The organism is Clostridioides sp. ZZV14-6345, assembly GCF_020657775.1.
Classification (GTDB): domain Bacteria; phylum Bacillota; class Clostridia; order Peptostreptococcales; family Peptostreptococcaceae; genus Clostridioides; species Clostridioides difficile_D.
The window spans coordinates 1-15,109 of the sequence record NZ_JAGWCX010000013.1 but is presented as its reverse complement, the minus strand read 5'-3'; the positions used below and the strand labels follow the sequence as shown (position 1 = coordinate 15,109).

The 15,109-nt window shown below is 27.6% G+C and carries 16 protein-coding genes; all 16 read right to left on the bottom strand.

Features of this window, described 5'->3' with window-relative positions; genetic code table 11:
* Positions 1 to 58: 58 nt before the first annotated feature.
* Positions 59 to 421, bottom strand: coding sequence for an Asp23/Gls24 family envelope stress response protein (locus KGF39_RS05055; protein ID WP_054273208.1), 363 nt, complete (start codon positions 419 to 421; stop codon positions 59 to 61).
* 109 nt (positions 422 to 530) lie between these two features.
* Positions 531 to 1,217: a SpoIIIAH-like family protein gene (locus KGF39_RS05050; RefSeq protein WP_227821442.1), complete on the bottom strand. Its 687-nt coding sequence runs from the start codon at positions 1,215 to 1,217 to the stop codon at positions 531 to 533.
* 26 nt (positions 1,218 to 1,243) lie between these two features.
* Complete coding sequence (locus KGF39_RS05045) at positions 1,244 to 1,798, bottom strand: hypothetical protein (RefSeq protein ID WP_054273206.1); 555 nt, start codon at positions 1,796 to 1,798, stop codon at positions 1,244 to 1,246.
* An 11-nt stretch (positions 1,799 to 1,809) separates the two neighbouring features.
* Entirely contained in the window at positions 1,810 to 2,427 is a 618-nt protein-coding gene (locus KGF39_RS05040; protein ID WP_227821441.1) for a stage III sporulation protein AF, read from the bottom strand.
* 60 nt (positions 2,428 to 2,487) lie between these two features.
* Positions 2,488 to 3,693: a stage III sporulation protein AE gene (gene spoIIIAE, locus KGF39_RS05035; RefSeq protein WP_054273204.1), complete on the bottom strand. Its 1,206-nt coding sequence runs from the start codon at positions 3,691 to 3,693 to the stop codon at positions 2,488 to 2,490.
* 84 nt (positions 3,694 to 3,777) lie between these two features.
* Positions 3,778 to 4,155, bottom strand: a complete 378-nt coding sequence (gene spoIIIAD, locus KGF39_RS05030) for a stage III sporulation protein AD (protein WP_227821477.1) — start codon at positions 4,153 to 4,155, stop codon at positions 3,778 to 3,780.
* 24 nt (positions 4,156 to 4,179) lie between these two features.
* Complete coding sequence (spoIIIAC, locus tag KGF39_RS05025; protein WP_009888937.1) at positions 4,180 to 4,377, bottom strand: stage III sporulation protein AC; 198 nt, start codon at positions 4,375 to 4,377, stop codon at positions 4,180 to 4,182.
* A 16-nt stretch (positions 4,378 to 4,393) separates the two neighbouring features.
* The gene (locus KGF39_RS05020; protein ID WP_227821440.1) at positions 4,394 to 4,915 is read right to left on the bottom strand and encodes a stage III sporulation protein AB; all 522 of its coding nucleotides are present in this window, start codon (positions 4,913 to 4,915) and stop codon (positions 4,394 to 4,396) included.
* Complete coding sequence (spoIIIAA, locus tag KGF39_RS05015; protein ID WP_227821439.1) at positions 4,905 to 5,873, bottom strand: stage III sporulation protein AA; 969 nt, start codon at positions 5,871 to 5,873, stop codon at positions 4,905 to 4,907. The genes KGF39_RS05020 and spoIIIAA overlap by 11 nt, the downstream gene beginning before the upstream one ends.
* Before the next feature lie 168 nt (positions 5,874 to 6,041).
* The gene (locus KGF39_RS05010) at positions 6,042 to 8,027 is read right to left on the bottom strand and encodes a fructose-1,6-bisphosphatase (protein WP_227821438.1); all 1,986 of its coding nucleotides are present in this window, start codon (positions 8,025 to 8,027) and stop codon (positions 6,042 to 6,044) included.
* An 88-nt stretch (positions 8,028 to 8,115) separates the two neighbouring features.
* A complete protein-coding gene (locus KGF39_RS19845; RefSeq protein WP_255643246.1) occupies positions 8,116 to 8,247 on the bottom strand; it encodes a hypothetical protein in 132 nt (43 codons plus the stop codon).
* Positions 8,248 to 8,452: 205 nt separating this feature from the next.
* The gene (locus KGF39_RS05005) at positions 8,453 to 9,766 is read right to left on the bottom strand and encodes an APC family permease (protein WP_227821437.1); all 1,314 of its coding nucleotides are present in this window, start codon (positions 9,764 to 9,766) and stop codon (positions 8,453 to 8,455) included.
* Between the two features lie 21 nt (positions 9,767 to 9,787).
* Positions 9,788 to 10,513, bottom strand: a complete 726-nt coding sequence (locus KGF39_RS05000; protein ID WP_227821436.1) for a gamma-glutamyl-gamma-aminobutyrate hydrolase family protein — start codon at positions 10,511 to 10,513, stop codon at positions 9,788 to 9,790.
* Between the two features lie 35 nt (positions 10,514 to 10,548).
* Positions 10,549 to 10,794 carry a TIGR03905 family TSCPD domain-containing protein gene (locus KGF39_RS04995; protein ID WP_054273198.1) on the bottom strand — a complete coding sequence of 82 codons (246 nt, stop codon included), beginning with the start codon at positions 10,792 to 10,794 and terminating at the stop codon, positions 10,549 to 10,551.
* Positions 10,795 to 11,151: 357 nt separating this feature from the next.
* A complete protein-coding gene (locus KGF39_RS04990) occupies positions 11,152 to 13,152 on the bottom strand; it encodes a sigma 54-interacting transcriptional regulator (protein WP_227821435.1) in 2,001 nt (666 codons plus the stop codon).
* 30 nt (positions 13,153 to 13,182) lie between these two features.
* Positions 13,183 to 14,901, bottom strand: coding sequence for a diguanylate cyclase (locus KGF39_RS04985; protein ID WP_227821434.1), 1,719 nt, complete (start codon positions 14,899 to 14,901; stop codon positions 13,183 to 13,185).
* Positions 14,902 to 15,109 lie beyond the last annotated feature (208 nt).

The following is a 15,109-nucleotide window of genomic DNA, read 5'->3' as shown; positions in this document are numbered from 1 at the left end:
TTATCTATATAAAATCAATTGTCATCAAAAAACCCTCTGATTTTTCAGAGGGTTAATATTAATTTTTCTTAGCTGCTTTTGCTTCTTCCTTATCAACTTTATCTTTCTTAAAGCTGATTCCTTGAATGTGTATATTTACTTGAGAAACCTTCAGTCCTGTCATTGTCTCAACAGTATTTTTTACATTTTCTTGAACTTTAAAAGCTGTATCTGGTATTGACATTCCATACTTTATCGTAACCATTACATCTAAATTAACATCCTCTTCTTCTATTTGTATTTTTACTCCATTATTTTTTAACAACTTATCTGTTAATGTTGCTGTAGTTTCTATGCCTTCAACTTCTAATGCTGCTAGACCCGCTATTGTAGCTATTACATCATTAGATATTTTTACTTGTCCAAATTTATTATCTTCCATATTAAAACTTACCTCCTGATTTTAAGGAACTATTTTTATAAGTATAATAATACCAAATACAAGTCTACTTTGCAAGAAAATAACCTCAGTTAATTCTGAGGTTTATAATTTACTTATTATTATTATTTGTAAGTTTAATATTTTCATACTTTACATTAGCTTGCTCTGCAACTAAATCAAATATTTTTGCTGCATCTTTCTTTTCTAATTTAGCTTCATTTACAACGACATTAACTTTGTTATCACTTATATAAACTAATGCTTCTTCATATCCTTTTGTACTCAAAAGATTTTCTATTTGAAGTTCTTTTTCTTGAATTTTAACTATATTTAATTTCATATTAGAAGCTTCTTTTCTAGATTCTTCTGTTGTAGATGGATTATTTATCATTTCATTTAAATCTTGAACTAATTCATTTCTTTGTTTTTCTCTATTCATTTTCATATCTAAAATATAAGATGCCTTTTTCATATTTTTTTCAGATGATAATTGAGCTTTTATTTCTTTACTTGTTTCAGTTGCCTTTTCCTTTACTTTACTGGCTTTGCTATCAACTATGTCAATATCAGCACTTTCCCTTCCGTCCTGTTTACTTACGTTACTAGAATCCTCTGTTTTGCTACTATCACTATCATCAGTATTTTTTTGTAATTGTGCTTCTTCATATGCCTTAAACTCTTTTGATGTTTCCAATAAAGATTTCTTACTCAATTGGTAATTCACTGTTCCTACTACCACTAGCATTGCAGTTAAAGTTATTATTACAAATCCTCTTCCCTTATAATTAAACTTCATTCATTTATCCCCCCGGTTATATGTATTTATTTAGAATATATTTCTACTTGATGACCAGCCACTTGTAATGATGTTTGTACTGCACTATAAAGTGTTTCTTTAACACTTGGGTCACTTGCTCCACTTGCTACTACTATCACTCCCTTTATCTTTGGCTCTGTAGTTTTTATAACTACAGGGTCACTTGAATTTGAAGTTATCATTGTTTTATTTTCACTAGAAGTCGTAACTGTTCTTTCTCCACCTTGTGCATCTTTTTCCTCTGTTGTTTCTGTTGTATTATTTGAATTAAAAGCAGGTTGTATTTCTTCACTTGATTCAAATGTAACCATTACATCAACATCCCCTGCTCCATCAATTTTAGATAGTATTGCTGTTAATTTTGATTCTAAATCATCTTTTTCTTGTTCTTTAGTAACTTGTTTTTCAGTTGTTTTGTTAGTATCTGTTTTTCCAACTTGTTTTTCATTTTTGCTACTAGGAAAACAAGATAATAAGACTAATGACACCACACATATTCCAGCTATAGTTATTAGTGAATACACTTTTCTCTTATCTTTGTCATTTAAGTTTTTCAACATTATCCCAACTCCTATTTATCAATTTGTATATCTTCTATAGAAACATCTAGCACCTTTATTAAGTCATTTTTTAATTTTTCTTCATTTAGGTTCAGTCCATATTCTGTACCTTTTTTAAAGACTTGTTTAGAATTTTCTTTGTCATTAGAGTTTATGTTTTCTCCATCCCCTTTAGTACTATTATTTTTATTTTCTTTATTAATACTGCTATTACTTTTTGTAGTATTATTTTTTTCTTTTATTTTTATATTGTTTATGTTTGCCCCATTGAGCTCTATATCTTCTAAATCATAACCATATTCGTCAAGCTTTAACTTAAGCACCTCTTTTAAACCGTCCTCATATCCCTTGGATAAACTATTATTTCCAGTCTCTTTCGCCAAATCATTTGTACTATCTACATACTGTTTGTTATAGTTACCCATAGATTTCAAGATTCTATCTCCTAAACTCATATCTTTTGAAAAAAAACCCACTACTGGAGTTATTACAATAAATACAAACATAAAGTTTAAAACTAGGTTAACATAAGGTTTTATCTTAGAGCTTGGCAAAATCATATCTACTATATTTACTATAAACGCTCCTATCAAAACACTAACTATCCATGTCTTTATGCCCTCTAACATAGCATCCTCCTCTCTAAAAAATTTAGATTAAACGTAATAACTTTTTTATTTATATATGAATTATCCTTGACTTACGACACTTATCGATGTCAAGATAGCTACAGTCACAAAGAACATTACTGTTATAGCAATTACCGATGCTAGCATTATTATCATTAAATTTGCAACTTCATTTAAAAAATTAGATATTCCATCTTCTCCAACAGGTTCTACAATTATTGCTGCTAATTTGTATACTACTATTACTGATAAAATTTTTATCACTGGAAGTAAACAAATTCCAACAAGTAAGATAAGTCCTATTCCTCCAAATATATTTTTTATAAGCTGAGATGAAGATAATAAAATATCCACTGAATCAGATACAAACCCGCCAACAACAGGAATAAAATTACCTATAGCAAATTTAGCAGTCTTTACACTGAATTTATCAAAACTAGTTACATACAATCCTTGTATAGATACAAGACCTAAATAAACAGTAAACATTGCTCCAATAGAAACATAATTGATTTGTTTCACAAAGGAGAAAAATCTCTTTAACCTTATATTTTTTGATAAATTGTTTATTATTAAAATTCCAAATGCAACAGTAATGGATACAAATAGGAAATTTTTAAAAAATACATTTATAAATGTTACTCCTCCTATAAAGATAGGATTTAAAGTAGTAGACGTTATTGGGAATCCAATCAAAAGTAAAAATGTTATTAATATTGGCATTATAACTTGCATAAGACCTACAGTATGGTCTATTGCATCATAGCAAATCTGTAATACATCTTTGAACCCAACAAGTGTAAGTGATACCATTGTAATAAATATTATATATGTTGCTATTTGACTTACTGCACCTGATGAAAAAGAGTTTTCTAGACTCTTTAAAATAGATGATAATAGAGCCAATACCAAAATCACTGCTACTACCTTTAAGCTCGCTTTAAATTCATCAAACATCAATATCTTCAATCCATCTTTATTGAATAAATCTAATATATTTTTTTCCCCACTAATTAAATCTTTTACAAATGATTTTAAATTAACATCATTAATAACTATTTCTTTATTTATATAATCTTGAATTTCATTTATATCAAGCTTGTCTAACTGACCATCTATATACTTATCTATACTATTTTTTGTTTCACCATATTCTTTATCTTCACTACTTGGTACTTCATTAGCAAATATCATAATAGCAAAAATATTTATAAAAAAGAAAGTAAATAAAAAACCTATAATCATTGGTAAAAATCTTTTTTTCATAAGCAACCATGCCTCTCTTCACTCTATAAACCTCAATACAACAAAAGCACTCTAATATACCTATAGTTATTTCAATATACACAACTATGGAATTATGTTCATGACCATTTCTACAATGGATAAAAGTATAGGGAAAGACATTGACATAACTATTATTTTACCTCCAAACTCTAGTTTTGAAGCAATGTTTCCTTCCCCACAATCTTTACAAAGTTGTATCGCAAATTCCATTAAGTATGCTATCCCAATTAATTTTATTATTAATGATATATACATAGTTGGGATATTAGCCTTGTTAGCTAAGTCTTGTATACTATCTACTATAAAATTCAACTTAAACATAACTGATAATAATATTATTACTCCAGTTATTATTGCTATGAAATTTGCTATCTCTGGTCTATCTTTTTTAATTACTAAACAGAGTGTAGTTGAAATGATTGCAATTCCTATTAATTGCATTATTTCCAAATTACTCCCTCCTCTTTAGTAAAGTTGAAACATTGTTCTTACAGTATTAAACAAATCACTTATTTCTGTTATCACCATACCCAATACAATTATTACACCTGCTAATGTAGTAAGACCTGCCCAATCTTTTCTATCTGTTTTTTCCAATATCATATTCAATACTGATATTAGAATACCGACACCTGCAACCTTTAATATCAATGATATTTCCATAATAAACCTCCCCATACTAAATCAATATAATACATATACCTATGCCTATAAATGTCACTAGTTTTTTATATAATATGCCCTTTTTGTTTATATCTTCCTTTGTCTCATAGGTTTGTTTTTTCAAATTTTCTATAGATAAATCTATCATTCTTTGTTGTGACTCTATATCACTTTTACCTAAAGTAAGGATTAGATTTTTCAACTCCTCGATTTCTTTATTACCTAGATAAGTTTCTTTATTTAGGACATCAATATTTTCTGATATTATCATTTCCAAAGTTTTACTTTGTTCATTGTGAAGTTCTTCTGATATTTGATAGAAAAACTTCCAAAAACAAAACTCTTTATTTCCACCTATTCTATTAAAAATTTCTTCTAATGTATAAAGCCCGAAAGATAAATCCATCCTCAAAATTTCTAGAACTCTTATTAAATCATTCAATTGTTTATGTCTACGAGTATAAGTTTTGTATATATGTTCACCTATCAAATAACTACTTCCTATTAAAAGAGCTATAATAATTATTTTAATTTGCAAAATACCATCTCTTTTCTTCTAAATCGTAAATTTTTTCAATCGTTCCTGCTCCTCTTTTTGCAGAAAGAATTATAATTTTTTTAAATAATTCTTTATCTAGAAGCCTGTTTAATTCTTTTCTATTTTGTATATCATCTATTGAATCTCCATGTACAGTAGTTATTAATCCTATACCTCCATTTAATGCTGTGTATAATGCCTTTATTTCTTTTTCGCTTCCAATCTCATCTGTCACAATAACATTTGGTGACATAGACCTTAAAAGCATTGTAATACCCAAGTCTTTTGGGCAAGTTTCTATTATATCAGTCCTTATTCCAACATCCATTTGTGGAACACCTAAATACGCACCTGCTATCTCATTACGCTCATCTACTAAAGCTACTTTTAAACCTTTAAATCCATAATACTCATTACCATTACTTAAATTCCTTACTATATCTCTTATTAAAGTTGTTTTTCCACATTGAGGTGGTGATATTATCAAAGTATTATTAATCTGATTTTTTCCTTTTATGATATGACTTAAAATCTTATCCGAACATCCAATAATTTCTCTTGATACTCTTATATTTAAAGATGATATATGCTTTATGTTTTTGACTTGTCCATCTTCCACTATTACTTTTCCAACTAATCCTACTCTATGACCTCCTCTCAAAGTTATAAATCCTTTTTTTATATCGTCCATAAATGAATGTATTGAATATTTACATATTATTTGAAAAGTTTGCTCTACATCTTCTCTTGTAACTACATATGAGTTTTGTTGATTTAAATCAAGTGTCATAGTTTTCTGATTGTAAAAATAATCTTTAGAGTTTGCATTCAGTATCAATGGTTTTTGTGAACGTAACCTAATTTCTTCTATATTTAGATTATTGTTTGATATTTTTTCTACCTTTTCTCTTATAGTTGTAGAAAGAGAGTTTATTATTTCATCAGAAAGTTTATTCATTTCTTGTCCTCCTCCTTTGTTTATATAATTCTATTTATAAAGGACAAGGAATATTACCAAAACATATATATTTTTTTTAATAATGTTTATCAATAAAAAAAGTGAACCCTTTTATTTAGGATTCACTTAGTGAGTAGACTCTACTAATATTATTAATCTTTATAATATCTACATTTCTTTTATTAGCCCCTTTTTATAAGCCATTAAAAGTAATTTTAAGTCTTCTATTTCTTCTTGTATTTTTACTCCTTCATCAGTATCTCTCACCATTTTTCTCTTTGCCTTATGCTCTACTACAACAGTTGTCGATAAAATATCGCTTTCATTTGCAATAGCTTCTTCAGCAGAATTAAATGGTTCATGTGATACTAATTGCAGAGTTCTAGAATTATATATTAAAGTATATCCAGCTATACCAGTAGTTTTTTGGTAAGCTCTAGAAAAACCACCATCTATAACAAGAATTTTACCATTAGCTTTTATTGGACTCTCTCCATTTTTACTTTCCACAGGAACATGCCCATTTATTATATGTGATTCATCAAGTTCTAAATCAAATTCTTCAAATATTTTTTCACAAGCCACCTCATTTTCTCTAAGTTTAAAATATGGGTTCTTATTTTCTTTATGAGTCTCTTTTTCTGCTATAAAATATCTTTCAAATGTGGTCATATCATCTTTACCAAATAATGATGAACACTTTCCAGTCCACAAATACCACATAATATCCATACCATATAGTTTTTCTTCTGCTTTATCTTTGAAGAAAAACCCTTCTCTTGCTAGAGATTCCATTTTGTCCATAAGAGCCTTACCTTTATACTCTTTTCTCATTATATTCATAGACATAAAACTTCCATCTTCATTTAATGGTACACATCCATGAATCAGTAAATTTGAGTTTGCCTTTAAATATATACTTCCTTTAGAAAATAAAAATGAAACATGTTTTTGTAATTTTTCACTACCTCTAAATGAAGACACTAATTTATCAATAACGTTTTTTTCTTCCATTGTTAATTTATATGGGTCTTTTTTGTCTATTGTAGGCAAATAAGTATCTTTTAGTTTATATGTTTTTCCTTTTAGAGTAATTGTGCCTTCATCATAGTTTATCATATTAAGTAAAAGTCTATGTTCCATCTCAAACTCGGGTCTTCGTCTTATAACTTCACCTTCAAGCTTAAATTGAATTATACTTATTGCTTTGTGCATTTTTGCCATTAAAGACTTTTCTGTTGTTGTCACACTTTGGTCATTAATCTTTGGAATAAATTCTTTACAAGGGTCATCTTTATACATCTCTATAGCAAAAGTGGCTAAAGGCAATAAGTTTATTCCATATATGTCTTCTACAATATCTAAATTCGCATATCTAGCTGATATCCTAAGTGCATTTGCTATACAAGTTTTTTCACCTGCCGCCGAACCCATCCATAATATGTCATGATTTCCCCATTGAATATCTACACAATGATGTTCAATAAGCTTATCCACAATTATATCTGGTCTTGGACCTCTATCATAAATATCTCCTATTACATGTAGTCTATCAACAACTAATTTTTGTATCACTGTAGAAATAGCAATTATAAACTCTTTAGCTATTCCTATATCAACTATTGTTTCAACTATACTTTTATAGTACTCTTCTTTATGTTCACTTTTAACATGCTCATGTAAAAGTTCTTCTATTATGTATTTAAAATTTTCTGGTAAAAGTTTTCTAACTTTAGACCTAGTATACTTGCTAGAAGCATACTTGCACAGTTCTATAAGTCTATAAATATTTATTCTATAAAAATCATCTATATTTTCCTCTTGCTTAATTATTAAATCTAACTTTTGTTCAGGATAATATACAAGAGTTGCTAACATCTTTTTTTCGCTATCTCTTATTGTGTTTGAAAATAATTCTTCTATTTTTCTCTTTATTACACCAGAACCATTTTTTAATACATGTACAAATGGTTCATATTCACCATGTACATCTGTTATAAAATGCTCTGTCCCCTTTGGAAGATTTAATATAGCCTCTAAATTTATTATTTCTGTACTTGCTTTTGATATACTTGGATATTGTTTTGATAATAACTTTAAATACTTAAGTTTGCTGTTTAAATAATCATCTGATATTTTACACAGATTTTTCATAATTCGTCCTCCAAAATTATATTAAGTTATATTCTTTTTTAATTATACCATACTTAATATACTTTTTTCGAGATAAAATGTACACTAATTATATTTCCAATACTCCAACATGCTTTCCTTTTGCTTTTTGATTAGAATCAATCGTCGCAATACCAACTATTTCACCATCTATAAATGCAATCAATTTTACTGAATTATCAGACAATGTTATTGTTGGCATAAATTTACCTCCTAATAAGTATGTTGTCTATAAACATAATACTATTGTTCTTCTGCTGTTACAATATTTTTCACGTATTAATAACAATATAAGGCTATATTAAAATAAAAAATTAATAATATTTTAATATAGCCTTATAGATACTTATTTGTATTTAATTTTATGACAATATCTAACTTTAACTCAATAATCTGTTATAATATAATTAAATTATTTTCTTTAAATTTTCACCATAAACCTTTCTATTATAAGACTTCATTATAAAATATAATGGTACTCCAATTGCCAATGCTCCTAATCCCATAATTAATTGATGAATAGATGCTTGGAATAATAACCATGTCCCAACACATACAGCAATTAGAGGAATCACTACTCCAAAAGGTGTTTTAAAGGTACCTACTAATTCTGGTCTTTTCTTTCTAAATACTAATACTGATAAAGATGTTGGTATGTATTGTATGAATCTAGCAACTGCACTTATTGCTGCTAATTCAGCAAAACTTCCAGATAAAGCTATTGGTATAGTGATTATCATAGTAGCTATTATCGCTATATATGGTGTACCTTTTTTATCTTTTCTTGCAAATATTCTTGGTAACATTTTATCATCAGCCAAAGCTACACAACTTCTTGGATTTACGAAAGCACCACACATACAAATTCCACCAACAGAAACCAATGTTCCAAAAGTAACTAATCCAGCACCCATATTTCCAAAACATATTCTTGCAGCATCTGCAACTGGTGTAGATGTACTAGATAATGAATCTCCTAGTATACCAACACATACAACTTGATTTAATATATATATTATTGATGCAATTACTATTACACTTATAATTGCTATTGGTATATTTTTTCTAGGGTTATCCATGTCCTCCGCTGCAACTGCTATAGATTCAAATCCTGTAAATGAATAAAACATTAAAAGTGCTGCTGCTCCAAACTCTGTTGCTCCAGCACCTGGAGGCACCATTGTTGAAGTAGTAAAATTAACCCCTTTTATAAAAAATATACCTATTCCTATAAATAATATTAATGGAATTAGTTTACCTACAGTTATAACATTTTGTACAATTTTTGATAGAGACACACCTAATAAGTTTATAATTGTAAGTCCAACTATCATAGCTACAATTATAATTTTTTGTATATGTGGGTCACCTGCTGGAGCCCATACTGCTGATAATGATGTAGGAAAACCTACTATTAAAGCTGCCCAAGAAATACATCCTATTACCCATTTCATAAGACCTACTTCAAAGCCACAAAAATCTCCAAAAGCTTCTTTAGTATAAACATAAGCAGCACCATTTTTATTGAATTTACCTGCTACTTCAGCAAAACAAAATGCCATGGATAAAACTAATAACATATCAAACATATACACAAATATACTTGCTACTCCAAATGCTTTCATTGCATCTCCTGGTAATAGAAAGACTCCTGCTCCTACTACTGCATTAATACCTAAAAGTATAATACTTATTAATCCCATTTTATTCTTTTCATTCATGTTCAATCCCTCCAAGGTATATTATAAATTTGAACAAATATTTATAAAATATTTAAATAGATTTTCCATTTTATTACAGTAATCTACCATCATTTCTGGATGCCATTGTACTCCTACTACAAAATTATCATCCTCTTTTTGAATAGCTTCTATTATACCATCTTTCGAATGTGCTATAGCCTTTAATCCTTTCCCAAGCTGATTGATACTTTGATGATGATAGCTATTTGTAAGCAACTGTTTTCCTAAGATTCCTTCTAAAATACTTCCTTCTTTAACATCTATTTTATGAGTAGCTACATGTCTTTTGGAAGATTGTGTATGTTTTATATAATTTCCTTCTACAAGATTATTATCCTGGTACAAAGTTCCTCCTAAGCTTACATTTAAAATTTGTAGCCCCCTACATATACCTAACATAGGCTTTTTAAGCTCTAATGCTATACTTATTGCAATTAAATCAAATTCATCTACTTCTGGATATATAAAGGTTGTTTCTTCTCTTGTTTCTTCTCCATACAATTGAGGATTGACATCCCATCCCCCAGATATTAATACTCCATCAACCATCTCAATCTGTTTTTTTATCACTTCTTTATCTGTATTTACTGGAATAATAACTGGGCTACCTCCACCTTTTAGTACTGCATTTATATAATCATTATTTACATATGACCTTTCAAGCCCTGGAAACATACCATTTTCCATTATTATTAAATTTCCTAAAATACCTATTATTGGTTTCATAATCAAGCTCCTAACTAATCGATTGTTTTATGTATTTATTTTATATTCATATAATTTTCCAATGCTAAAGAAAGTTGGTCTGGGCAAGATGTTGGCTTTGTTTTACACTCTATTCCTTTTAATTTTTGAATTACATCTTCTACATTCATACCTTCAACTAATACTTTTAGCCCTTTTAAATTTCCATCACATCCACCAGTGAAATTGACACTTGTAACTTTATTTTCTTTTACCTCAAATTCAATTTCTGTAGCACAAGTCCCTGTTGTTTTGTATTTCATAATTAAACCTCCCAATTATTTTGTCATCTTATCTCTATAATTAGCAATATGTATGCCAAAATTTTTAATTATTTTTATTTATTCTTCTTCTAGTATTTTCAATACTTTTATCAACTATATTTTTTATTTTTAACTGTGTGTACGTTTTTTTTACAAATAAAAATAGGTAATGGGTTATTTTATTATAACCTATTACCTATCTAAACCTATTTTTTAAACCTATTAGTATTTAATTTAAACTATTTTAAATGTATAAAATTCTTTCTCTCACAATATAAACTTAAATTTTATAAGTATAAAAGTTTATGATTATTTAAATATTTATATTTTGAATATCTTATTTTAATATTAGTATACTTAAGTAATACTATTGTAAAGTTTTATCCCCTCTGGAGTTATTTGACTTCCACATCTTCCAGATTTAGATGATATATATCCACATTCACTTAAATAAGATAACACCTTTCTAACTTTACTTTCAGAAATCTCAATTTCTTCCTCCATAAGTTTTTCTATTATAAATCCTCTTCCAACTCCAGAAGATGAATCTCTCCTTTCATATAGAACTCTTAATATCTCCTCAAATTCTTTTTTGGTATAACCAAATCCATCTTCATAGCTAGCAACATATTCTGTCTTTATATATGGTGGTAAGTCATCCTTAAAAACCATGCTATCACACATTAAACTTACATAAGAAGCAACATTTTGTAACTCTCTTATATTTCCTGGCCAATTATATTTTTCTAAAATAGTTACAACTTCAGGTGAAAGTCTTATATTATTTCTCAAAAAGAAATTCATAAGCGTTATTATATCTTCTTTTCGATTCCTTAGTGATGGTACATCTATTGGCAATACATTTAGTCTATAATACAAATCTTCTCTAAATTTTCCTTCTCTAATCATCCTTGGCAAGTTTTTGTTTGTTGCTGCTATGACCCTAACATCTATATTTATAACATTATGAGAGCCTATAGGCATAACCTGCTTTTCTTGTAGTACCCTTAGTAACTTTGTCTGCAATACTGGAGGCATATCTCCAATTTCATCTAGAAATATAGTTCCATTGTTAGCAAGTTCAAATAGACCCTTTTTTCCTTCTCTTAAAGCTCCTGTGAAAGAGCCTTTTTCATATCCAAATAGTTGACTCTCTAATAGGCTATCTGGAACTGCTGCACAATTAACTGCTATAAATGGTTGATTACTTCTATTAGAGGAATTATGAATTGATTGTGACAACAATTCTTTGCCAGTACCACTTTCTCCTATTATTAACACAGAAAGGTCTGATTTAGATATTTTTTTAGCCAATTCTATGCATTTTATCATATTCTTATTTTTAGTTTTTATATCTTTAAATGTATATTTAGCTATTTGACCTTGCTCTCTTAGTTTATTAGTAAGATTTTGTTCTAATTTTTTTATATATGTTATTTCTTGTAAATTATAATATACACCAGCTTTATTTCCCATAGAAAAAATACTTTTTTTATTTACATTTATATATTTTTTATTTGTAAATACGACTTCATCAACTATTTCATTGTCTCCAAGTAAAATATTTAAATCCTTAGAAATAATTTCTTCTATGTTTTTACCTTGTGGATTTTCATTTATCCCTAAAATTTTTAAAGCTTCTTTATTAAATGTGTTTATAACACCATCTGCTGAAGTAAATATTATTCCATCTTTTGATAGATTCAATATAACATCTTGTTCTTCTATTTTCAAAAACAGTTGTCTATAATTATCTTTAACTCCATTATCTAAGCTTATTAAGCTCTCAGAATATGCCATTAAGTTTTTACGTATTTCTTTGACATCAATTCTAAGACCATTTATTATTTCTATAAAAGTAGATATATCAATATATCTATTACCAAGGTCGATTACTTTATTTATATAACTTGGTACTTTCTCCTTTACTCCAGGTGTTATAGCTATGTCTATATTTTTATAAGTTTTTCCTTCAATATATGGGGTAAACTTCAAATTTTTTACTCCTATCTTATAAAATAAGCTTATCGTTTCTAAGGTAGTTTCTTTTGTATCATTTACAACCAATACTTCTGTTCTATTTGGTATTGAAAATAATCCATAGATTTCATTTTCTTTAAGAGTTCTCCTCACCACTATAATCTTGCTATCTTGTACTAAATGCTTTCTCATGCTATTTAATCTATCATCATTCATTACTAATACAAAATCACCTTGTATTTTATCATCCTCGTTTAAATTTTCTAGATAATAATGGTTTATATCAACATAATCCCCTAAAACCAAGCGTATATTTTCTTCTAAAAAAGATGATAATTTGGTTATTTTATCAGTTACTATAGCTATTGATTGTTTCATATTTATACCTCTTATTTATATAGCATACAATTACTTATATACTACTTTATTTCTACCAAGCTGTTTTGCTTTATATAGATTTTTATCAGCTTCTTCTAGTACATTTTTACTATCCGAAATATGAGCCACACCTGAACTTATAGTCACAGTCACACCTTCATTCCACTTTTTATTTTCAATTGCAACTCTTATATTGTCAATTATATCTGCTACTTCTTCACCAGATTTATTTCTTATCAATACAGAAAACTCTTCTCCTCCATACCTAAAGACTTTATCATCTTGTTCCAACATAACACAAATAGTATTTGTTATCCCTTTTATAACAACATCACCAAATTTATGCCCATAATTATCATTTATGAGTTTAAAATTATCAATATCTATCATTACAAGCGCAAAATTATCATCTTTCTCTCTGTACTTTTCATACATAATATCAAAACTTTTTCTATTATAAACATTTGTAAGACCATCATGTAAATTTTGTGCTTTAAAATACTTCAATCTATTATATAAAAAAGTAGACCCTAATATAGCGATTAAAATTACTGTAAACAATATTTTATAATATTTTATTTCTTTTTTAGTTTTTTCAAATAGCTCACTTTCATTTGATACTTTATCAATTATATAGAAACTAGTCTCTGAATCTCTTATACTTTTGTTCTCTTTATATTCATTTATTAACATCTTTTGATACTCATTTAAAGATTCTACATTTCCTTGTTTTTCATATATATTTAATATCTTATTTAAATTTTTTATTTTCTCCTGAGTTAATTTTCTCTTAGTGGATATCTCTAAGCTTTTTTTATAATTATCTATTGCAGAATTATAATTTTCGCTTTTATATTCTAAATTTCCCACTGCCATATAATAATACATATCTTTATCTAATATATGAACTGTTCTATCAGATTTTATAAGATAATCAGCTCTTTCTAAAAAAGTCTTTGACTTTTGTACATTATTTTTTCCTACATACGCATTTGCCTGTATTATAGAAGCCATTATCTCAAAATCATTGTAATCATCTGTATTTACAAATTTTTTATAATCTTTTACTCTGTTACTTATTTCAATGGCTTTATCATATTCTCCCACCTCTATATATATTTCTGCCAGATTTATAAGAGCATATAATCTAACCATTCCATTTTTTTCACCTTCGTCAATATCTATCTTAAAAGAATCTTTTATTAATTTCTCTGCTGTTTCATAGCTACCTACCTTTAAAAGTATGCTCGCCAAATCAACATCTAGTCTTGCTTTTTCATAATTATTCCCCAACTTCTCAGCCAATTTTATAGATTTTACAGTTAAATCTACTGCTTTAGAATAATTATTATCCATTATGTACACTGATGCTAATCTTTTTTCTATATTAAATCTACACTCATCAGATAACTTTACATCTGATTCTCTCATCTTTTCTAAAGAATCAATGACTACCTTCGTTCCATCTGGAACATATGAAATAGTCTTTAACATATCCCAAACTTCATTATATACTTTATTGTATTTTTTTTCTGGGATAGATTCAAAAGAAGTCTTAACCACTTTTTTTGCTTCATCATACTCTTTATCTGCCACAAGACTTTCAGACATATATTTTCCCTTATTTATAATTTCTCTTTCTTTCAGTCCATTTTGGTCATATTTTACAAACAAAATAATACTAATAAGTACTATACATATAAAAATTAACTTTTGGGGTAACCTTTTTTTTGGTAGTCTAAAATTCAAAATTTTAGTCCTCCTTTTGTATATTGTAGAATGACAACTTGCATATATAAATAACCTCTTAATAATTAATAATACAATATATCAAAATGATTTACAACATATGCTAGAATTAAATCTTAATAAAAAAATCTCCTAAAATAATTTAGGAGACTTTAAATTTAAGTCAATATAAATTTATAAAGTTAAAATAAGTACTTATTATAACTTA

What these genes read in the sequence shown, in the direction of transcription:
- KGF39_RS05055 (WP_054273208.1), bottom strand. Translation starts at nt 421, where the DNA reads ATGGAAGATAATAAATTTGGACAAGTAAAAATATCTAATGATGTAATA.
- KGF39_RS05050 (WP_227821442.1), bottom strand. Translation starts at nt 1,217, where the DNA reads ATGAAGTTTAATTATAAGGGAAGAGGATTTGTAATAATAACTTTAACT.
- KGF39_RS05045 (WP_054273206.1), bottom strand. Translation starts at nt 1,798, where the DNA reads ATGTTGAAAAACTTAAATGACAAAGATAAGAGAAAAGTGTATTCACTA.
- KGF39_RS05040 (WP_227821441.1), bottom strand. Translation starts at nt 2,427, where the DNA reads ATGTTAGAGGGCATAAAGACATGGATAGTTAGTGTTTTGATAGGAGCG.
- spoIIIAE (WP_054273204.1), bottom strand. Translation starts at nt 3,693, where the DNA reads ATGAAAAAAAGATTTTTACCAATGATTATAGGTTTTTTATTTACTTTC.
- spoIIIAD (WP_227821477.1), bottom strand. Translation starts at nt 4,155, where the DNA reads ATGCAATTAATAGGAATTGCAATCATTTCAACTACACTCTGTTTAGTA.
- spoIIIAC (WP_009888937.1), bottom strand. Translation starts at nt 4,377, where the DNA reads ATGGAAATATCATTGATATTAAAGGTTGCAGGTGTCGGTATTCTAATA.
- spoIIIAA (WP_227821439.1), bottom strand. Translation starts at nt 5,873, where the DNA reads ATGAATAAACTTTCTGATGAAATAATAAACTCTCTTTCTACAACTATA.
- KGF39_RS05010 (WP_227821438.1), bottom strand. Translation starts at nt 8,027, where the DNA reads ATGAAAAATCTGTGTAAAATATCAGATGATTATTTAAACAGCAAACTT.
- KGF39_RS19845 (WP_255643246.1), bottom strand. Translation starts at nt 8,247, where the DNA reads ATGCCAACAATAACATTGTCTGATAATTCAGTAAAATTGATTGCATTT.
- KGF39_RS05005 (WP_227821437.1), bottom strand. Translation starts at nt 9,766, where the DNA reads ATGAATGAAAAGAATAAAATGGGATTAATAAGTATTATACTTTTAGGT.
- KGF39_RS05000 (WP_227821436.1), bottom strand. Translation starts at nt 10,513, where the DNA reads ATGAAACCAATAATAGGTATTTTAGGAAATTTAATAATAATGGAAAAT.
- KGF39_RS04995 (WP_054273198.1), bottom strand. Translation starts at nt 10,794, where the DNA reads ATGAAATACAAAACAACAGGGACTTGTGCTACAGAAATTGAATTTGAG.
- KGF39_RS04990 (WP_227821435.1), bottom strand. Translation starts at nt 13,152, where the DNA reads ATGAAACAATCAATAGCTATAGTAACTGATAAAATAACCAAATTATCA.